Origin of the sequence: Sinobaca qinghaiensis (assembly GCF_003610495.1) — a bacterium.
Classification (GTDB): Bacteria; Bacillota; Bacilli; order Bacillales; family Marinococcaceae; genus Sinobaca; species Sinobaca qinghaiensis.
The window spans coordinates 540,219-560,470 of sequence record NZ_RAPK01000006.1 but is presented as its reverse complement, the minus strand read 5'-3'; the positions used below and the strand labels follow the sequence as shown (position 1 = coordinate 560,470).

At 46.8% G+C, this 20,252-nt stretch carries 19 protein-coding genes; 8 read left to right on the top strand and 11 right to left on the bottom strand.

The annotated features are described in order from the left end of the window. Positions 1-131 precede the first annotated feature (131 nt). The 5 genes from ATL39_RS03065 to ATL39_RS03045 all read right to left on the bottom strand — a co-directional run bounded on the left by ATL39_RS03065 (position 132) and on the right by ATL39_RS03045 (position 5,604). Positions 132-1,625, bottom strand: a complete 1,494-nt coding sequence (locus ATL39_RS03065; RefSeq protein ID WP_120191813.1) for a glycoside hydrolase family 32 protein — start codon at positions 1,623-1,625, stop codon at positions 132-134. A gap of 35 nt (positions 1,626-1,660) precedes the next feature. Next, positions 1,661-2,500, bottom strand: a complete 840-nt coding sequence (locus ATL39_RS03060; RefSeq protein WP_120191812.1) for a carbohydrate ABC transporter permease — start codon at positions 2,498-2,500, stop codon at positions 1,661-1,663. Next, positions 2,501-3,421, bottom strand: coding sequence for a carbohydrate ABC transporter permease (locus ATL39_RS03055; RefSeq protein ID WP_120191811.1), 921 nt, complete (start codon positions 3,419-3,421; stop codon positions 2,501-2,503). It abuts the gene before it with no gap. Position 3,422: 1 nt separating this feature from the next. Beyond that, on the bottom strand, positions 3,423-4,715 hold the full coding sequence (locus ATL39_RS03050) for an ABC transporter substrate-binding protein (RefSeq protein ID WP_120191810.1): 1,293 nt from the start codon (positions 4,713-4,715) through the stop codon (positions 3,423-3,425). Positions 4,716-4,833: 118 nt separating this feature from the next. Then, positions 4,834-5,604, bottom strand: coding sequence for a CpsB/CapC family capsule biosynthesis tyrosine phosphatase (locus ATL39_RS03045; protein WP_120191809.1), 771 nt, complete (start codon positions 5,602-5,604; stop codon positions 4,834-4,836). Between the two features lie 218 nt (positions 5,605-5,822). Between ATL39_RS03045 and ATL39_RS03040 the strand changes: the two genes are divergently transcribed. The 4 genes from ATL39_RS03040 (at position 5,823) to ATL39_RS03025 (ending at position 9,941) form a co-directional block, all read left to right on the top strand. Then, entirely contained in the window at positions 5,823-6,752 is a 930-nt protein-coding gene (locus ATL39_RS03040; RefSeq protein WP_120191808.1) for an NAD(P)-dependent oxidoreductase, read from the top strand. A 153-nt stretch (positions 6,753-6,905) separates the two neighbouring features. Further along, entirely contained in the window at positions 6,906-7,232 is a 327-nt protein-coding gene (locus ATL39_RS03035; protein WP_120191807.1) for a Na-translocating system protein MpsC family protein, read from the top strand. Between the two features lie 203 nt (positions 7,233-7,435). Continuing rightward, positions 7,436-8,425 carry a factor-independent urate hydroxylase gene (gene pucL, locus ATL39_RS03030; protein WP_120191806.1) on the top strand — a complete coding sequence of 330 codons (990 nt, stop codon included), beginning with the start codon at positions 7,436-7,438 and terminating at the stop codon, positions 8,423-8,425. Positions 8,426-8,555: 130 nt separating this feature from the next. Further along, positions 8,556-9,941 carry an NAD-dependent succinate-semialdehyde dehydrogenase gene (locus ATL39_RS03025; RefSeq protein ID WP_120191805.1) on the top strand — a complete coding sequence of 462 codons (1,386 nt, stop codon included), beginning with the start codon at positions 8,556-8,558 and terminating at the stop codon, positions 9,939-9,941. Between the two features lie 50 nt (positions 9,942-9,991). On the opposite strand, the gene ATL39_RS03020 is transcribed toward ATL39_RS03025, so the two are convergent. From ATL39_RS03020 to ATL39_RS03000, 5 genes are all read right to left on the bottom strand, one after another. Further along, positions 9,992-10,762: an acetoin reductase gene (locus tag ATL39_RS03020; RefSeq protein WP_211326968.1), complete on the bottom strand. Its 771-nt coding sequence runs from the start codon at positions 10,760-10,762 to the stop codon at positions 9,992-9,994. A 101-nt stretch (positions 10,763-10,863) separates the two neighbouring features. Next, entirely contained in the window at positions 10,864-11,493 is a 630-nt protein-coding gene (locus tag ATL39_RS03015; RefSeq protein ID WP_120192007.1) for a type 1 glutamine amidotransferase family protein, read from the bottom strand. 177 nt (positions 11,494-11,670) lie between these two features. Further along, positions 11,671-12,639 (bottom strand): M20/M25/M40 family metallo-hydrolase, encoded by a 969-nt coding sequence (locus ATL39_RS03010; protein WP_120191803.1) that lies wholly within the window; start codon positions 12,637-12,639, stop codon positions 11,671-11,673. Positions 12,640-12,763: 124 nt separating this feature from the next. Then, the gene (locus tag ATL39_RS03005; RefSeq protein WP_120191802.1) at positions 12,764-13,513 is read right to left on the bottom strand and encodes a LiaF domain-containing protein; all 750 of its coding nucleotides are present in this window, start codon (positions 13,511-13,513) and stop codon (positions 12,764-12,766) included. Between the two features lie 80 nt (positions 13,514-13,593). After that, positions 13,594-14,982: a sigma-54 interaction domain-containing protein gene (locus ATL39_RS03000; protein WP_120191801.1), complete on the bottom strand. Its 1,389-nt coding sequence runs from the start codon at positions 14,980-14,982 to the stop codon at positions 13,594-13,596. A 262-nt stretch (positions 14,983-15,244) separates the two neighbouring features. On the opposite strand from ATL39_RS03000, the gene ATL39_RS17320 reads away from it, so the two are divergent. From ATL39_RS17320 to ATL39_RS02985, 4 genes are read left to right on the top strand one after another with little or no spacing between them, the layout of a single operon-like run. Continuing rightward, positions 15,245-15,421: a hypothetical protein gene (locus tag ATL39_RS17320; protein WP_170146787.1), complete on the top strand. Its 177-nt coding sequence runs from the start codon at positions 15,245-15,247 to the stop codon at positions 15,419-15,421. After that, on the top strand, positions 15,418-17,010 hold the full coding sequence (locus ATL39_RS02995) for a sodium:solute symporter family protein (protein ID WP_120191800.1): 1,593 nt from the start codon (positions 15,418-15,420) through the stop codon (positions 17,008-17,010). The genes ATL39_RS17320 and ATL39_RS02995 overlap by 4 nt, the downstream gene beginning before the upstream one ends. Before the next feature lie 27 nt (positions 17,011-17,037). After that, entirely contained in the window at positions 17,038-18,336 is a 1,299-nt protein-coding gene (locus tag ATL39_RS02990) for an ArgE/DapE family deacylase (protein WP_120191799.1), read from the top strand. Beyond that, positions 18,333-19,559 (top strand): M20 family metallo-hydrolase, encoded by a 1,227-nt coding sequence (locus ATL39_RS02985; protein ID WP_120191798.1) that lies wholly within the window; start codon positions 18,333-18,335, stop codon positions 19,557-19,559. The genes ATL39_RS02990 and ATL39_RS02985 overlap by 4 nt, the downstream gene beginning before the upstream one ends. A 60-nt stretch (positions 19,560-19,619) precedes the next feature. Here ATL39_RS02985 and ATL39_RS02980 read toward each other — a convergent pair whose 3' ends face one another. Continuing rightward, entirely contained in the window at positions 19,620-20,246 is a 627-nt protein-coding gene (locus ATL39_RS02980; RefSeq protein ID WP_120191797.1) for a bifunctional 2-keto-4-hydroxyglutarate aldolase/2-keto-3-deoxy-6-phosphogluconate aldolase, read from the bottom strand. Between the last annotated feature and the right edge of the window lie 6 nt (positions 20,247-20,252).

The following is a 20,252-nucleotide window of genomic DNA, read 5'->3' as shown; positions in this document are numbered from 1 at the left end:
TTTCCTCTTTAGCTGAGGCATGGCCTGCGGAAAGCACCCCCTGTAAAGGTTTTGTATAAAAATACCTATTTTTTGTCTTTTTCAACAGCCTGAAAACCCATCAATATTTTTTACTATTGATGGGTTTTTCATTATTTTATAACTTTTTTTAAATTCCATGTATCTACGGTTGTCGATATAATATCTGTATTTGTTGTGAAAAGGGCTGCTTCTGTATGCGAAGGGTTGGGATAAATCCTATTCGTTATTACGGCATCTCCTTCTTCAGTAAATACTTCAATGGAAGAAGTGTCGATAAAAATTTGAAGCGACAGGCTGTCTTCTCTTTTCAGGCTTATTTCACAGGGCAGGGCTGGAGCGCTTTCTCCCGAGTTTGTTGTATCTACAACCAATTTTTGCTTTTCTATATCATAGTAAACTAAAGTCTGTTCTTTTCTATCGTTTGATGCCCTTAATATAAATCCAACCCTTCCTTTCCCTTCTTCTTTCTTCCATTTTATTTCCGTTTGTATCTCAAAACTGTTTGCAAGGTTTTTATTGCTATTAATATCCCGTACGCTGTCTGCTTTAAGCATTTCAATTTGATGCCTTTCATGCTCTATCCGCAGTTCTTTCATCTCCGGTACAGGGAGAAAAACAGGGTGATTACCGCTGTCCAGCGTAATTTCCCTCGGAATGGTCATGGCCCCTGCCCATCCTTCTTTTTTAGTAGGGAAATCGGTATCCCATGTATCCATCCAGGCGATCAGAATCCGTCTGCCTTTCTCGTCCGCGAACGTCTGGGCGGCATAGAAATCAATGCCTTCATCTATCTCTTTAAGAGTTTCCGGTATGAATGTACCCGAGGCATAATCCATCTCCCCAACGATAATAATATTTTTCCCATTTTCCATATTCATAGGGGAAACGATTAACGCATGTTTTTCTCCGATCGGAAATAAATCCGGGCATTCCCACATATCTCCCTGCGTTCCATCCCCCTCGAGAACCGTCCCGGCATAGTTCCAATCCTCCAGGTTTTTTGATGAATACAAAGCCGCCGCCCCATTTTCACCTTTGCTCGTGCCAACGACCATATACCACGTATTTTCATACTTCCATACTTTAGGATCCCGAAAATCATCGGATAATTCTGATGGAGGACCAGATATAATAGGATTATTCTTATTTTTTGTAAAATGAATGCCGTCTGACGACGTAGCGGCTGCCTGTACTTCTTTAGGTTCCCCGCCTTCAACATGACCGGTATAAATCAATACCAGTTCTTCCCCGTTTGTTACGGCACTTCCCGAGAAACAGCCAACTTCTGTTTTTTCAGCTTCGTATTCGTAGGTTTCTGAAGGAGCAAGGGCAATCGGTTCATGCTGCCATGTTATTAGATCTTTACTGGTCGCATGCCCCCAGTGCATCGGCCCCCAATCTGCGCTGTAGGGGTGATGCTGGTAAAATAAATGATATATTCCTTTATGCTGAATTAAGCCGTTCGGATCATTCAGCCAGCCTGACGGCGCCATGAAATGATAATCGAGCCGGTATACAGTATCTTCTAACTGACCTGTGTTTTTCTGTAGTGCTGCCTGTCCTTTTTTAAGCATCTGCTCGTGATTGTATGTCGTTTTCTGCATAGTAACTATCCCCTGACTAATTGATTTAATTTTGATTATTTCTGACCTGACCCGGAACTGCTTAATCCCTGGAGCAGATATTTCTGCGCTACAATATACACAATAATTAATGGAATCGTTGAAATGGTAAGGATGGCCATCACTTGATTAATGAAAACCGGCTCTGTCGCATTAATACTCGTTATAGCGACCTGCAGCGGGTATTTATCCGAATCGGTTAAAATCATCAAAGGCCAGATATAGTCGTTCCAGCTTCCAATAAATGCAAGTGTGCCGACTGTAGCTACTGCCGGCTTGGACATCGGCAGCATAATCCTCCAAAAGATGGTCCAGTGGCCGGCTCCTTCCATCTTTGCCGACTCAATAACGGAATCCGGAACAGCGATAAAGAAATTCCGGAAAAGATAGATAAAGAATGCATTCGCTATCAAGGGAATAATGACGGCCAGCCGGTTATCTACGAGCCCTAAATTATGAATGATAGTAAACTGGGTAATAATAATGGTTTCCACCGGAATAATCAGCATAGCGAGCAGCAGGCTGAACATGATATTTTTTCCTTTAAAGTGGAATTTAGCAAAGGCATATCCTGCCATGGCATTTACAACAATTGCTCCGGCCGTAACCAACAGGGCATAAAAAACGCTGTTAAATAAATAAGTGCCAATATCAAACCGGCTGAACAGTTCTGTATAGGTAGACAGCCATTCAGTAATCTGAAAAGACGGCAGGAGAGCCTGGACGGAGTTCAAATCCTGATAAATACTTTCTTCTGACTTCATGGAAGAAGAAACCATCCACAAAAGCGGGAAAATAAAGAAGAATGCCAGCAGTGTAAGCAGGACGTATTCTACTAATTTTTTCACATTCTTCATTTATAAGTCCTCCTTTGCAAATCTGCGCTGTACGAACGTTACGATGACAATCAATAGTCCAAACACTACTGTCATGGCGCTTGAGTAACCGACTAACCGATCAGTGAAGCCCGTCTGATAGATATAATAGATCGGTGTCATTGTTGAATTTAACGGTCCGCCCTGAGTCATGATCATCGGCTGAATAATCAGCTTGAATGCTGCAATCAATGTGGTAAAAACGATCAAGGTCGTTGTCGGTCTTAGCAGAGGAATGGTTACATGCAGAAAGCTTTTCCATTTGCCGGCTCCATCTATCCTGGCTGCTTCATACACATCACCAGGAATATTCTGAAGGCCCGCTAGAAAAATGAGCATCTGATACCCCGCCCCCTGCCAGACAGAAACGAGGATAATAGCGTAAATAGCCTGGTTCGGGCTGGTTAAAAATGGCTGGGCATTGATTCCCACTGCCTGCAGCATGGAGTTGACCAGCCCATCTGTTGGATTTAACAAATAGAGCCAAAGTACAGATATAACAACCAATGACATGACCACAGGAGAGAAAAAAGCTACTTTTAAAAAGATGTTTCCTCTGCGCTGTTTATTAATAAGTAAAGCAAGCCCGAGAGACATTCCTACTTGAAAAATAATAATACCTACTACAAAAATAGTGATGTTCTGCAGACTTCTTAAAAATACCGGATCCCCAAATATCTGCGTAAAGTTTCTTAATCCAACGAACTGACGCTGGTCGGGCGTTAATAAATAATAATCGGTAAACGCATAATAAATTGTTAAAAGCGCCGGCAGAAATAAAAACAATCCAAGAAGTATAATAGCTGGAAGCAGAAAATAAAAAGGCTGTGCCTGAAACGCAAGAGAACTGGATTTCCAGCCTTCCCAGCGCTTTAAGCGTGTCTGTTTTTTAGTAAGATCCATGTTATTCCCTTCTTTCTAATGAAGTCTGCATCTCTTTTGCTTTTTCATCCAGCAGCTCCTGCAGGCCTGCTTGGTCTTCATAATAAGGAAGACCGCTTATTGTCTGCTGAAAGGAACGGGTAATCTGCGGATACTCCGGCAGTACGGGTCTTGCTTTTCCGGAAGCCTCATTTTGTTCAATCAGGGTATTCATCTGCGGCGATACGTCATCTTCTATTTCTTCGATAGCTGAATATCTTGATGGCAGTACACTGTTTGCAAGACTGATATCCACCACTGCTTCCGTAGAAGTTAAAAAGTCAATTAATTCGCCGGCTCCTTCCTCATTTTCTGTTGCTGTGGACATGGCATACTGCCAGCTTCCGGTTGGAGTCACTAATTCACCGGTGTCCGGCGAAACAGGATAGGGCATGATATCGTAATCTATGTCCTGATAGTTAGTGTCCAACTGCTCCATCGTCCAGGAGCCGCTCATCTTCATAGGATACTGACCGGTTTCAAATCCGTTTTCAGCAGGAGAAATCGTTGTATAATCGTTATTGAGCATATGCTGTAGAAAAGACATCGCCTTCATGTTGGCTTCACTATTAAATACAGTTTCTGCCTGCCTTCCATCCTCAGAAGTAATTTCTCCTCCCTGCGACCATAAAAATGGAGAAAAAGCGTACATCAGCCACTCACTATTGTCATTAAGTCCCATATCTATAGCAGGAACTTCATAATAGTCGGTCAGTTTTTCGGAGAGCTGGGTAAATTCATCCCATGTCCACGGCTCATCAACTGTTGGCAGGGTCTCAAGATCAACACCTGCCTGCTCGAGCATTTCCTTGTTGTAATAGATGCCCACGCTGGATTCAGAATACCCCACCGCATACATCTCATCTTCATATGTTCCCTGCTCCACGATACTTGGCAGTAAATCCTCTGTATTAGAAATGACTCCGTCCAGCGGCGCTATTATTTCTGATTCTGCATAGGCGGCTGTATTTGGACCATCGAGGGTTAATACATCCGGCAGCGTTCCGGTAGAAACCGCAGCATTCACTTTATCTTCGTATCCTCCACCACCGCCACCGCGTGGAATAAATTCTATGTTGGCGGTATACGTCCCCTTAAACTGCTCATTAAATTTTTCCACCGATCCCTGCATAGCCTGTCCTTCAGGACTTTCACTCGATGTTTGCACCCATAGACTAATTTCATTATCGCCGCCATCGCTTTCTGCTTCATTTCCACAGGCAGACAGCAGTAAAGCAGTGGAAACCATTCCTGCTACCAAAACTCTCAATTTCATCACTCCCTATTTGTAAGCGTTTTCTGATCTTAGTATAGTACCCGCTTTATTTTATGTCAACCGGATGACATAAAATAAAAAAATAAAGTCCTCTCTTTTTAATAGAGGGAACTTTATCTTACCCTTTCCCCCATGGAAAAAGCCTTCTGCTTTTCTGCATGGGTACGGGCTCATACATGACGGCCGGCTTATCTTCGATAATATGCTCGGCATTTTTCTGCAGAAATCCGGTCCAGTCTGTACCAAACTCCAGATCAATGTAATCATATGCCTGTTTTAGGCGGAATGGTTCAAGAGCTGACCGCGGGGAAGAAGACAGCCCATGGGAAAGATTAGCCTGCAGAAACTTTATGGCCAGCTGCTGTGTTTCTTTCCCATGAATGCGCAGGATGGATTCAGCTGAAAGAATACTGACGGCTCCGCGATTAACGAAATAATGCAGAAATCCCGGGTTGTTAATAAACATCGGGGTGAACTCAGGAAAAATCAGAACCGGCCGATAGTTTCCTCTTTGCAGCCGATCTAAAAGGGTCTGTGCAAAAACAGCAGAAGAAAAACCACTTAAATCGACATACACATACGATGTTTCGTTTACCGTCAAAAGCTCCTGCTCCTTAGCTCCCTCTGTAACCCGTTTGCGGGAACGGATACAGTAGGCATGAAGCACCGTAAGGTCCAGGTTATTTTCTTCAAGCAGCGCCTGGAATTCTTTCTGCTCTTCGTCCAGCGTCATGGAAAAATTTTCATTTCCCCGCTTAACGAAGGGAGGAGCGTTCACAAAAGTAGTAATCCCATTTCGAACCGCACGTTCCGCGATTCCAATGCTTTCCGCCCAGGGCTCCTCCAGCTCTTGTTTCTCCAGAACGATTTTAGAGTATAAATTAATCACTCGCCAGCATCCTCTCATATCGAACCATTTATACTTTATTAAGAACATCATACCATATTTGGAAAAAAAGGAATATCCCCACCTGTTTTTGCCGGCCGGCTGTGGTTAAGGATAGTGTAAAAGGGGAATCTTATACTAGATATAACATTTTGGATAGAAAAGAATTTATTCATGCAGAATGGTGTGGCCTCAGGCCCATCGAATAAGGAGGCGTTTGTTTGAATATTCTTGTGCTAGGCGATTATGAAAACATTTATTCCTCCTCCCCCGCTGCCCGTATGCTTCACCAGAAAGGCTGGAACCTGGAGGCTGTTACGATTCCGGTTAAACCGGAGCAGATCCCTTCTCTTGCGGAAGGGAAAAAAGCCATTATCCTCGTCAGGGAGCGCACCCCCCTGCCGGCATCGGTTATTGATGAGCTTCATGACGTGCAGCTGATCTCCCAAACGGGAAAAGGCGTTGCTCATATTGATATGAAAGCACTGGAAACAAAAGGGATTGATATTAAAACCACTCCCGGAGGTTCCCGGACTTCTGTTGTTGAATTAACTATTGGCATGATGATCGGGGCGGTGAGACAATTTCCTGCTCATCAGGAAGCCTTCAGCCGTAATCAGTGGATTCAGCATACAGGCACAGAACTTCATGGCAAGCAGCTCGGCATATTGGGATTTGGGTCCATCGGTCAGGAAACCGCCCGTATAGCCCAGGCTCTCGGCATGAACGTGAAAGTATGGCGCCCCACCGGCGGGGACGGGTCTGAAAAAGAACTTGGCATTGAGCAGATGACGCTCGAAGACATACTGCGCACGTCCAATGTGATCAGTCTTCATATGCGTCTCACGCCGGAATGGACAGGATTTCTAAACGAAGAAAAACTGTCTTTAATGAAACAGGGAGCTGTATTTATTAATACATCGCGTGGAGCTTTTGTAGACGAACATGCCCTTGCCCGGCTTCTCCGCAGCCGTCACCTGGCAGGCGCAGGCCTGGATGTTTTTCAGGAAGAGCCCGTTCGCGAGCACCCCTTTCACGACTGCGATAATGTTATCCTCACGCCGCATATCGGCTATGTAACGTATGAAGTGCTGGAACGCTTTGCCGACCAGGCGCTGCATAACGCAGCGAATTATTTCGATAAACAGTAAAAAAGCAGGAGTTCTTCTCAGAGCTCCTGCTTTTTAATGCTTATGTTTCCATTTTCTCCAAAAAGAATGTCACGTTATCTGACAATTGTACTGTAGTCTTTTTCTGCTCATGATACGATGCTTTCATGAATTGCAGTAAAGCAGGTGATACTCATGCTCAAGATTTCCAAGAAAGAGCTGGCTCTGCGCTATAACGAAATTAATAAAGAGTTTTATCAGCACGGCGTGCAGAGCCAGAAGATCGATCTTTCCGAAAGTCAGATTACGATTTTTGCCTCCGTCAGCCGGACACCGATGCTCGATACGCTTGCCGACCGGCCCGACCTTGTGCTGTTTATTGATGCTTCTTTGAATCATAAGTATAAACAACGTATCAAGGATATCCTGGCCTCGGAATTTGACCTCGTAGTTAAAGCCATTTACAAAGATTTCGACCAGGACACCAATACCTCCTGCACTGTTATTCTACTCCATACATAATCTGCCGCTGTCAGGCGCTGCGTTATTACGCAGACCCGGCAGCAGGCAGGTAGCTTACAGCGCCGTTTCCCTGCCGTATACGGCAGGCAGGAAGCCGCAGCGAAGACTCTGTAAATCCATTACAGGCTTTCTGCGGCTTTTTTTATTACATGTTGAAATCATCGTTATAATAACTCTTAACTATAAAAAAGGATGGGATACTAATGGAAACGAAAATTAAAAAAACAGAAGCCGTGAAGCACCAGAACGATCAAAATCGTACAATGTATTATGGAAAAGGCGATGTATTTGTCTATCGTACCTATGCTTCTCCCCTTAAAAACATCCAGCCGATTCCTGAATCTTCCTTCACAGGACGCAGCAATATTATCTTTGCGATGGACATTCAAATTGCCTTAAAAGGGGAAGCCTTTTTCAGCTCCTTTTCAGAGGGAGACAACTCGAAAGTCATTGCAACGGATTCGATGAAAAATTTTATTCTCCGCCATGCCGGCAGCTTTGAAGGGGCAACGATGGAAGAATTTTTGGAATATATCAGTGGACGTTTTTATGAAACGTACAGCCATATTGACGGCATTGTCGTATCTGCGGTCCAGAAGCTGTTTACAGAAACAGACATCGGAGATGAAACCGGCATCCGCAGCAGTCCGCTCGTGTTTGATGAAAAGGAACGGGAGCTTCCGGTGGCATCGCTTGAAACAGAGCGTACTGAAGAAAACGAGCATGCGATTGTGTCCCGGCAGAGCGGCGTAAAGGATCTTCATTTAATCAAAGTAAAGGGCAGCTCGTTTCAGGGATATATTAAAGACGAATATACAACCCTTCCGGAAACAACAGACCGCCCCCTTTTTATTTATCTTGATATTAACTGGATTTATGAAGACAGCCGCGATTACCTGAAGAACTACGTCAGCTCCGAACAGGTAGCAGGCATTGCCCGCACACTTTTTCACGAACTGAATTCCCCGAGCATTCAGAGCCTGATTTATTACATCGGCCTGCGCGTGCTTGAGCGTTTTCCACAGCTCGCTGAAGTCTCCTTTGAATCAAACAACCGGACTTGGGAGTTAATTGTAGAGGAAACCAGCTCCAACGAAGGCCGGGTGTTTACCGATCCTCGTCCTCCTTTCGGATTCCAGGGTTTTTCGCTTCGTCGTTCCGATCTAAAGGCCTATAATCAATCCGAAAAGTAAATCATCACCCCACCCGCCGGTTTATAGACCGGCGGTTTTTTCTGGTACCATAAATATTTTTAATTTGGTTCTTTTTATCCGACCAAATAACGGGATAATGAAAAGTACTAAGATGAAGGAGGAGTTATGTATGTCATCCACTGTTACAATTAAAAATCCTGCCACCGGAGAAGCTGTCCGGGAGGTTCCGCTTCATTCCAAACAAGAGGTCGAGGCTGCTGTAGCACGTCTTCACGAAGCGTTTCCCGCCTGGTCCCGCCAGGCTGCTTCCCACCGTGCCGGCCTTTTGAAAAAATGGCATCAGCTTATTCTGGAAAACCAGGACATGCTTGCTTCTCTTATTACACAGGAAAATGGAAAACCGTTAAAAGAAGCGCGCGGCGAAGTCGTATATGCGGCAAACTATATTGAATACTACGCGGAGGAAGCGCGCCGCGTATTCGGCAAAACCCTTCCCGGTGCTGCCAACAAACGTTTATATGTGACAAAGGAAGCAGTCGGCCCGGTCGCTGCCATCACTCCATGGAATTTCCCGGCGGCTATGATTACGAGAAAAGCCGCTCCGGCGCTTGCAGCAGGCTGCACCTTTGTTATTAAGCCGGCTCCAAATACGCCGCTTACGGCAATGGAGCTCGTGCGTCTCGGACATGAAGCCGGTATTCCGGAAGATGTGCTTCAATTTGTAAACGGGGACGGGGCAGAAATCGGGGAAGTATTTACGAGCAGCCCGCTCATACGAAAAATTACTTTCACCGGCTCCACTCCTGTCGGCAAGCTGTTAATTAAAAACAGCGCAGATACGGTTAAACATGTATCAATGGAGCTTGGCGGACATGCTCCGCTTATCGTAGCAGAGGACGCGGACATTGATCTTGCTGTCGAGCATACGATGGCTTCTAAATTCCGCAATGCCGGCCAGACGTGCGTCTGCGCCAATCGTATTTTCGTACAGGAAAACGTGCTTGAAGAATATGCAGCCAAACTTGCAGCAAAAGCGGAGGCTCTTCAGGTTGGCAACGGCTTAGAAGAAGGAACCGATATCGGACCGCTTATTAATGCCCAGGGCTTTGAAAAAGTAAAAGGCCAGATTGAAGATGCAAAAGCAAAAGGCGCATCTGTTCTCACCGGTGCCCGCTACGAGGAAGATGCGGAAGCCGGCACCTACTTCGTGCACCCAACGGTACTAACCAACGTAGACCGCTCCATGGACATTATGCATGTGGAAACCTTCGGTCCGGTTGCACCTATCGTTTCCTTCTCTACACTTGATGAAGCGATCGATATGGCCAATGATACACCGTTTGGGCTGGCGGCTTACTTTTTCACGGAAAACTATCGTACCGGGCACTACCTGCACGAGCGTCTTCATTACGGCATTGTCGGCTGGAACGACGGCGCTCCGTCAGCTGCGGAAGCACCATTTGGCGGCATGAAAGAAAGCGGCCTCGGTCGTGAAGGCGGAAGCGAAGGAATCGCTCTTTATTTAGAAACAAAGTATCTTTCTATGGGATTATAATAGAAAAGAAGCGCGGATCGGCTCAGTCACCGATTCACGCTTCTTTTTTATTAGTTGTACAGAATCCCGCCATCAATAAGCACACACTGGCCGGTCATGTAATCGGAGTCTGATGACGCCAGGTAGGATACAAAATTTGCAACGTCCTCCGGGGTCTGGGCCCGTCCAAGTGCTATACCTTCCGTGAATTTTTTAAAGGCATCTCCGGAGCTTGCCAGTCCCATCTCCACGACCAGTCTGGCATCAATCCGTTCCCACATCGAGGTACCGACGACTCCCGGGCAGTAAGCGTTGACCGTAATTTTTTCCGGTGCCAGCTCCTGGGCGGCGGCCTGGGTTAGTCCGCGCACCGCAAATTTCGTTGCCGAATAAACGCCGAGAAGAGCAAATCCTTTATGGCCGGCAATGCTGCAGGCATTAATAATTTTGCCTCCTCCCTGTTTTTTCATCTGCTCGGCTGCTTCCTGGATGCCATATATTGTTCCGTTTACATTAACATTGAAAATGGTATTAATATCTTCTTCTGTTGCATTTAATAAGGGAGCAACCTGGTCAATGCCGGCGTTGTTCACAAACACATCCACACTTCCAAACTCATGAACGCTCTGCTGCACAAGATGGTGAATGTCAGATTTGCTCGTTACATTTGCTTTAATTGAAACGGCCTGTCCACCAGCATTTTTAATTTCCTGGACGACGTCCTCTGCCCTGCTCTCATCAATATCACTGATAACAATATTAAATCCGTCACCCGCCAGCCGAAGTGCGATCCCCCGGCCGATACCCTGTCCTGACCCTGTGATAACAGCTGTTTTACCCATCATTACACCAACCTCTCTTTTCTATTTTTAACATAATGCAATACTATTATACTCTAAATGTTCAGAAAATTAAGTCTTTTATAAAAAAGACTTGCTGACATTCAGCTCGTCGCTTTCATTAACTGATAATAGTATTCCGGTCGATGTGTTTTGTTGAGGTGGTACCATGCATCCAGCGTGTCTGGTGTAAACACGTCCAGTTTCTTCAGCACTTCTCTCGCAAATTCCAGCGGGGCTATTCCCGAGGCAGTAATAACATTCCCATCCGTCACAGCCGGTTCCGTTTCGTACAGTGCTTCTCCTTTATAATCCGGACAGACCATTTGAAGATACTCCAGATCATTGCTTGTATGCCTTTTTGTATCCAGATATCCCATTCGGGCAAGGCCAACTGTAGCTCCGCAGATAGCTGCAATGACAGCGCCGGCCTCCATCGCTTCCCCGACTTTTCTCAGAACAGGCTCGTGAATTTCTTCTCCCCATGTATCTCCGCCGGGCAGAATGAAAAGACTGTCCCTTTCAAACGAACATTCATCAAAAGACAACTCCGGCTGTATGCTCACTCCACCCATCGTAGTGACTTTTTCTTTATCCGCTCCGGCAGTGATTACTTTTAACGGCATTATGTCTTTTTTAAAACACCTTCCCGTGTTCAGCTCAGCCGTTAGATATCCATATTCCCAGTCAGCCATTGTGTCGAGTACATAAAGGTAAACATTTTTTATGCGCATCCCCACCAGCACTCCTTTTTTCCGTTTTTTCATTCCACAAGCAGCATGAAAGCAGCAGACGGCTTTTCTTCGGTGGAATATCTTTGCTTTAAACATACTCCCTTCTTTTCATTCAGACAATCAATTTTCTCTTACTTTATTAAAAAAAGCACCAGCATTTCTGCCGGTGCTGCGGTATTATTTCCACTGCTGATAGTGGGCTTTTGTTTCGGGTTTCATCTCGGTTAATGATTCGGTCAGTACTTCGGAAAAGCCGGAAATATTTGTTTCCATCCGGCCGGGAAATTCGGACTCTATAAAATCAAAGTTGTCTTTTTCCGGATCGTGCCAGACGGCTCCATGCTTTTCTGTCTGGGTATAGCCATCCTGCTCCCCAAGCTCCCAGTTCGTGGCTTCAAAATAGCCGATATCGATACCCGCTTCCTGGAAAGGGGCATGGTCACTCCAAAGCCCTGTTGTTCCTTCCGGGTATGCAGGATTGAGGCCGGGATTAGTCTGTATATCAATACCGGCATCCTCTGCCAGCTGCTGGGCAAAATTCCGGTACCATCCGCTTTTGCCTCCGCCTCCGTATACATACATCTGATCACCGGCAGCCAGGCTGTCGAGGTTAATCATCGCAAGCGTATTGTTTTTTTCTTTATTGGACATGTTTTCCACAAACTCTTCCGAGCCATTTAATCCGCCTTCCTCCGCTCCAAAGGCAATAAACCGGATCGTATAGGGAACGTCCATATCTTCAAGATGCTCTGCAGTTTCAAGCATTACGCCGACACCGGAGGCATTATCATCAATGCCTTCTACATCCGCTACCGTATCGTAGTGGGCACCGACAATAATTTCTTTTTTGAACTTCCCCGGCTTCACGGCAGAAAGATTTTCGGATTCAAGCTCTTCTCCGTCTCTCGTAAATGGGAACGCTTCGGTTTTTGTTTCATATCCCATGTCTTCCAGCGCTGTCTCTATGTATGCTTTCGCTTCGCGCTCGTCCTCTGTTCCAGCCGGACGCTCACCAATATCTTCGGATAGATAACGCATATGTTCCATTGCCTTATCTCCATAGTCTTCCTGAGCGCCTGCCGCCTGCGGCCATATTAGTGCCGCAGATGTGAGAGCAGCGGCCAAACCGATCTTTGCTTTTTTCATGGAAAAAACCTCCCTCTGTCCGTCTCTTTATTGAAGCATATATCCAGAATGTTTAGTATCCGTCCAAGTTCTCTTTTTATCCGGGCAAAAAAATACCCTCCGTCCCGGCAGGACGGAAAGGTATTTACCATCTGGATTTTTTAATAACAATTTCTCCTATACCGATGTCGGCCTGAAGATAAAGCTTATGCTCCGGATCAACGGGCGTCTTGTGCTCAAAATGGGCGTTGGAGAAGATGCCGCCTTCCTTCTGCTTGAGCATGTTCACTTCGCCGATTCCTATTTTTGTCTGGACGTCGGCATCCCACGTATCGGGGAGGAAAATTTTAATGCCGCCGACGCCTCCTTTTATGTGCAGGTGAACATCTCGTTCGTCGATTTCCGCTTTGGCGAGATCAATGGTTACTTCCCCAATAAAAAACTGAATCGCTGTCGGCGGCAGCTTATAAGGGATTTTTGTCCACTTTATCTCCCCGATCAGCATATTTTTTTCTCTCATCGGCCGGGAATAGTGGGATTCTGCGGGTTCTTCTTCCTCTTCTGTGCGCCCTCCCGGAAGGTCCCGGTCAATATCAACGACCGGATTGCGCCGCGAGTAGATAAGCATTCCTCCTGCAATCGCTGCTGCAGCCACAATGACCGAAAAGACGAGCACGAAAAACATTCCTTCCAGATGCCGGGCCAGATGAATAATTGCGAGCCCGACAAACAGCAGGCTGAGCCAGACTGATCCACCTTTGTAAAAGTAATATGCCAGTCCAAAAGCAATAGCCGGCCAGATAAGAAATCCAAAACTAATGCCGGCCTGAGATGATAATAAATTGGCACCGACAATAATAACGACCGGAACGATCCAACACATATTATGTCTCATTTTTTAACCGCCTTTACGTTCTGTCTGGATAAACATATTCTTTGTTCTATTATACGCCTCTGCGAAAAAGAAAAGAAGCTTCAATCAGAAGTGTATTTCTTTTTCCTCCGCATGTAAGAAGACTGGGATAAACCAAGTGCGGCAGCTGCCTTGCGGGTAGAGGAATATTTTGCCTCAGCTTCAAGAATCAGCTTCTGTTCCAGTTCTTCCACGGCTTCAGGAAGAGTCCGGTTTAATCCAAAAGCAAAGGAGTTTCCTCCTCCTGACACTTCACGGACAATATCATCGGGCAGATCCATCGTGTTCATGTCATCTTCCTCTGCGGTAATCACCATTCGTTCGACCACATTTTCCAGCTCACGGATATTTCCCGGCCACGAATAATCCTGCAGCAGCTTCAGCACCGCAGAAGTAAAGCGTCTTTGTTTGGTATGCTGCATATTAAACCGGTCAAGAGCCACCTGAAGCAGCGGATAAATATCTTCCTGGCGGTGGCGCAGCGCCGGCAGATGCACAGGCAGCACGTTCAGCCGGTAGTATAAATCCTCGCGGAAAGTTTGCCGGGCAATCATCTCCTTTAAGTTTTTATTCGTTGCGGTGACGATTCGGGCATCGACGGTACGGGAAGCGGTTTCGCCAATTGGCAGGTATGTTTTGTGCTGGACGAGCTGCAGCAGCTTCGACTGAATGTGCATCGGTACTTCTCCGATTTCGTCCAGAAACAGCGTCCCCTTATCAGCCAGCTCCACGAGTCCGACCTTCCCTCCCTGATAGGCGCCTGTAAAGGAGCCCTTTTTAAAGCCGAACAGCTCGGACTCCATCAGCGACTCCGGAATCGATCCGCAGTTAATGGAAATAAATGGTCCTTCATGCCGGTCGCTGAACTCGTGGATTTTCCCTGCCGCGGAGCTTTTTCCCACGCCGGTTTCCCCGGAAAGCAGGACGGTCGTATCCACTGCGGCGACTTTTTTTAATAAATCAAGTGTGTTTGTAAAGGCTTTGCTTTTTCCGGTAAACTGTTCCCCTTTTTCTTTATTGCGCTGCAGGCGGATCCCCCGGACTTCCTGGCTGTAAAAACGAAGCAGGTTTTCGGCCTGCTCGAGCTGCTTGGTTGTCTGCATGTCTTTTGTAATATCGCGGGAGAGCACCACGACCAGCTTTTCCTGTTCCCACGGAATAATATAGCCGCTCACAAAATACTGTCTGCCCTGCTGCGTAGTCTGCACCGTGCTGACAGCTTCCCCGGATTCGAGCACCATTTTGGTAATAGAGGGGTTCATAATCCCTTTTCCTTCAAGCTCCCACACGTTTTTTCCTCTTAGATCTTCTCTTTTCGAGCCGAGAATTTTTTCGCTCGCATCATTGTTCCAAAGCGTCTCACCTTTTTCGTTTGAAAAATAAAATCCATCCTCCAGTACGTTGAATAAGTCTTTAATCATTGGCGTTTCAAACAATGTTTTCAGATTCATTTTTTCCTCTTTTCGAAAGATTATTATAAATTTTTAGATTATTCTTTTATTTTGAACCATTATTGGTTCAATTCTTTAAAAAAGCTTGTTTAAACGAACCGATTTTCGTTCAATCGAACCGTATTTGACTATTTTTACCCGTATTTCAGTGTACTGATTCTCAGGTAACGTGTCAAAACAGCTCCAGAGGGCGGAAATGGCTTGTAAAAGTTGGCACGCTTTTTGCTTATGTATAGGGGAAGAATCGAATCAGGAGGTGAACGTGGTGAATATTGATGTGTTCATATTGTTTTTAAATGCTTTTTTAACGACACTCATATCTTCCATTATTGTCGTCATTATTTTAAGAAGAAAATACCTTCCTGCTATCCGGAAAATGGAGCAGGAGCAGGAAAAATCCAGGCAGCAGCCTGAATCAGAGAGGAGCGGGACCCAGTGACTACGACGATATTTTTTGTTGTACTGATTTTTTATGTGGTAGCCGGCGGCCTCGTTGCCCGGCTTGTTAAAAACAAATCTGACTTCTACGTAATGGGGGAAAAAGGTTCCACCCTGTTAATTGTCGGTACGCTCGGCGCTACTTACTTAAGTGCCGTTACGCTGCTCGGTATTGCCGGGCAGTCCTATGCAGAGGGACCGCTTGTAATCGCGGCCCTCGGCTCATTCGGCGCCTGGATCGGCACATTGATTGCCGTTGTTTATATCGGCCGGAAGATGAAGGCCTTAGGCTGCACGACGATGCCCGATTTTTTCGAAATGCGTTTTAAAAATAAAAAGGTCAGCATTATCGCCCTTGTTATTATGATTGTCGGCCTGCTCGGCTACGGCGTGATTCAGCTTATCGGAGCGGGACTTGTACTAAGCCAGGTTACCGGCATTTCCTTTCCGCTGATGATCGTGCTGTTCACGCTTGCACTGCTTGTGTTCTGTGCTCTTGGCGGCATGTACGGCGTTGTCGTGACTGACACAATTATGCTGTTCACGATGCTTGCTATTTCCTGCCTGATTGCCCCGCTGTTAATCGGCCAGGCAGGCTTTGATAATATGAAAGCACTAAGTGAGACCATTCCATTTTACTGGACAATCGGCGGCGCCGAACAACGGCCGCTGGGTTGGTCGATTTCGCAGTTTCTCGTCTGGATCTTATTCTTTTCCTGCACCCCGGCGCTCGTATCGCGGGTGTTTCCAGCCAAAAATGATTTTGTCATCCTAAAAGCTGCCGTAATCGGCGTATTTCTGGCTCCTTTTATGCAGGTGATCGTCTTTTTGGCAGCCGGCGGCATGCAGGTTATCCAGCCGGGAATTGAAACGACGGATAACGTTATGATTATCGGGTTTATGAATCACGTTCCGGAAGCGCTCGGCGGCCTCGGCCTTGCCGGACTGATGGCTTCTATTATGTCCACGGCCTCTACCCTGTTTGTCCTGACAGGTTTTGCTCTTGCCCGGGATTTGTATGAACATTTATTTGATAAAAAGCTGAGCGAAAAACGCAGCCTTCGCGTCGGGCGCTATGCACAGGTCCTCGTAGCGGTGGTTGTCTGCGTGATCGCAATTATGCAGCCGGCGGCTATTTACTGGATTTCCATCTATGCCGGTGCGATTTTCGGTGTCGGCTGGCTTCCGACTGTTGTAGGCGGACTCGAATGGAAACGAATGAACAGCCAGGCCGCTATCGGCAGCATGCTTGCCGGCACCACTGCTTTTATCGTAGTGGATGAACTTGTCCGAAGGGCTGTTATTACCCTACCCATCCATATTGATTCCTTAATGGTCGCCTTTGCAGTCGGTGTACTGACGCTGTTTATTATCGGCTTCTCGACGCGTCCTTCTGCCCATGAACAGGCTTTTTATAAAAAAATGAAGCAGACGAGCATGTCAGCGATTACGATTAAAGACTTCGCTTCGCGTCCAAACGGTCTTGCCCAGCTGAAAAAAGAGTATAAGCAGACGATGATTATTTCTATCAGCTTTGTATTTATAGCGGCACTTATCTGGGGTTACTTCTTGATGATGCTCGGCTTTTAAATCCAACTACAAAAGGAGATATGTTCTATGCCTCATTTACAAACCGCGCTTACGGATATTCATCAAGCCATTGACAACCACTGGGAAGAACAGCTTGATTTTCTAAAAGAAATTGGACGTTTTCCTTCCACGCTCGGCAACGAACAGCCGCTGCAGTCTTATATAGCCGATTATCTGAAGAATACGCTCGATATGGAAGTTGATCGCTTTACGCCGGATGTGAAAAAGTTATCCTCCCATCCGGGATTTTCCATCCCTGAGCATCCTTACGATGGCCGGGAAGTCGTTGCCGCCGTTTCAAAGAAGCACGGCAGCAGCGGCAAAAGTCTGCTGTTTCAAAGCCATATCGATGTGGTGCCGCCGGGTTCGCTCCGCTTCTGGTCCACCAATCCTTGGGATCCGGTTCAGCGGGGAAATAAACTGTACGGACGGGGGATGCAGGACATGAAGTCCGGTGCTTCGGCCATGATTTTTGCCTACCGGGCGATCCGTGAAGCAGGCTATGAGCCTGATGCTCCCTTTATGCTGCAGACCGTGATTGAAGAAGAATGCACAGGAAATGGAGCGCTTGCCGCGCTGGACAGAGGCTGGAATTCCGACGCTGTACTGATTCCAGAGCCATTCGGCATGAAAGCCTCCACCTCCCAGGTAGGCGTTGTCTGGTTTCGTATCACGGTTCTCGGCGCCGGCGCTCACACAGAACGCGCCAGTGAAGCCGTTAATGCTATCGAAAAATCATATAAAGTTATCGAAGCGTTGAAAAGCTACGAACAGATGATCAACAGCCGCGAACGTCCGGAGGCCTATAAACATCATCCCCATCCATTGAATATTAATATCGGTACGATTCAATCCGGCGACTGGCCATCAAGCGTGCCGGCTGAAGCTGTTATCGAAGGACGGGCCGGGTTGTTTCCGGGTCAGGATCCATCTGAGATAAAAGAAGAACTCAAAGCGTGGGTTCTCGAGCACGTAAAGGATGACGAGTGGCTCGCCTCCCATCCGCCTGATATTTATTTCTTCGGCTTTCATGCTGAAGGCGCTGTTGTAGAAGAAGACTCTCCGATGATGCAGACGCTCGGACGGGCTCACGAAACCATTCATGAGGAAGCTCTTTCCTTTCAGCCGATCACAGCGACCACAGATACACGATTTTATACCCTTTATTATGATACGCCGGCTACCTGCTACGGCCCGGTCGGCGGCAACATGCACGGCGGCGACGAATGGGTCGACCTGGAAAGCGTGAAACAGGTGACGAAAGTATACGCCGCTTTTCTCGCAGACTGGTGCGGATTAAAGAAACGGGAAGGTGACGGCTCATGACATCCCCCATCAGCATTACCCGTATCCGTGACCGGCATGCCCAGATTGCCGGCATTGGTGCGCTTGCCGGAGGCGGAGTATCCAGGCTTGCTTTGAGCGACGAAGATAAACAGGCAAGAGACGTCCTCCAGCAGTGGATGAAGGAGCTGAATCTGGACATATCGCAGGATGACCTCGGCAACATGTACGGCCTTCTTCCAGGCAGGGATCCTTCGCTTGACCCAATTGTTCTTGGCTCCCATCTTGACTCTGTTCCGAACGGCGGTACGTTTGACGGTGTTCTCGGTGTCCTCGCCGGACTGGAAGTGATCCAGTCCATCAAGGAATCCGGAAAGATGCCCGAGCGCCCGCTGCTGCTTGTTAATTTCACAAATGAAGAAGGTGCCCGCTTTCCCGTCCCGATGATCTCTTCGGGAGTGCTTGCGGAAACCTACAGTACACAAAAAATGATGACACTTACAGACGAGAACCATATCACGGTACAAAACGAGCTGGAGCGGCTCGTTCTTCAGGGAGACGAAACCAACCGGCTGCAGCAGGCGCATGCTTTTCTCGAGCTCCACATCGAGCAGGGCCCCGTGCTTGAAGATGAACGAAGACAAATTGGTCTTGTGAAAGGAATTCAGGGGCTGTCCTGGCATGAATTTACGATTTGGGGAGACGCCGACCACGCCGGACCCTCCCCAATGGCCTCTCGGGCAGACGCCGGTATTATGGCCATGAAAGCCATGCTGGCTCTTCATGAATGGGTATCCAGCCTGGAGGATCAGACGACAATCACATTTGGCCGGATCAAAACGGAGCCTTTTACCATCAATGTCATCCCGGGAAAAACGGTGTTCAGCGCGGATATCCGCCATCCGGATAAAGCGGTGCTGGACCAGCGGATCGATGAAATGCTGAAAATGGTAGAACAAACGATGGAGCAGGAATCGGGAAACTGGGAGGAGACTTCTCTTTCCTACATGCCGCCCGTCACGTTTCACGAACCTTTTCTTCAGGAGCTGGAATCCATCTGCCGGGAGCAGAATTTCTCCTATTACAGCATGTTCAGCGGAGCCGGACATGATGCTATGCATATCAGCAAATTCATTCCAACCGTCATGCTGTTTGTCCCAAGCATCGGTGGCAAAAGCCATCACCCGGCGGAACTTTCCCGCTGGGAGGACATCGGCCAGGCCGTGCAGCTAATGCATGAATGGACAACCGGGCACTGTTATTAAACATATAAAAAGCAAAAATCCCGGCTGCCGGGATTTTTGCTTTTTTATTAAAATTAATAGTTATTTTATTCCCTGTATACTCTCTGTTACTTTACGTGCTTCTGCTTCAACTTCTTCCACTGTTGATTTATACAGACTGCTGCCAATGCTTATAGCCGCGGCTCCTTTATTAATCCATTCTTTCGCATTTTCTGCGTTCACTCCGCCGGATGGCATAAGCTTTGCCTGCGGCACAGGGCCGTTTATTGTAGAAATAAACGAGGGACTCACTGTATTTCCAGGAAAAATCTTAATAATATCCGACCCATACTCCAGCGCCTCTATTACTTCCTTTACTGTGTAACACCCGGGAATATAAGGGATGCTGTAGCGATTGCACAAAAGTGCTGTTTCTTTATTAAAGCTGGGCGACACAATAAAAGCGGCGCCGGCTAAAATCGCTATTCTCGCAGTAACTTCATCCAGCACGGTGCCGGCTCCAACTACTGCTTTATCCGGATGATTTTTAATCAAAGAAGAAATAAGGGATGAAGCTCCTGGAACGGTATACGTAATTTCCAAAATAGAAATACCGCCTTTAAGTGAACCTTCTGCTACCATTTCCGCCTCTTCCACGGAACTGCCTCGTACCACAGCAACTGCTTTTTTATCTATCATCATCTGAAGCGTTTCTAATTTTCCAGCCATTATACC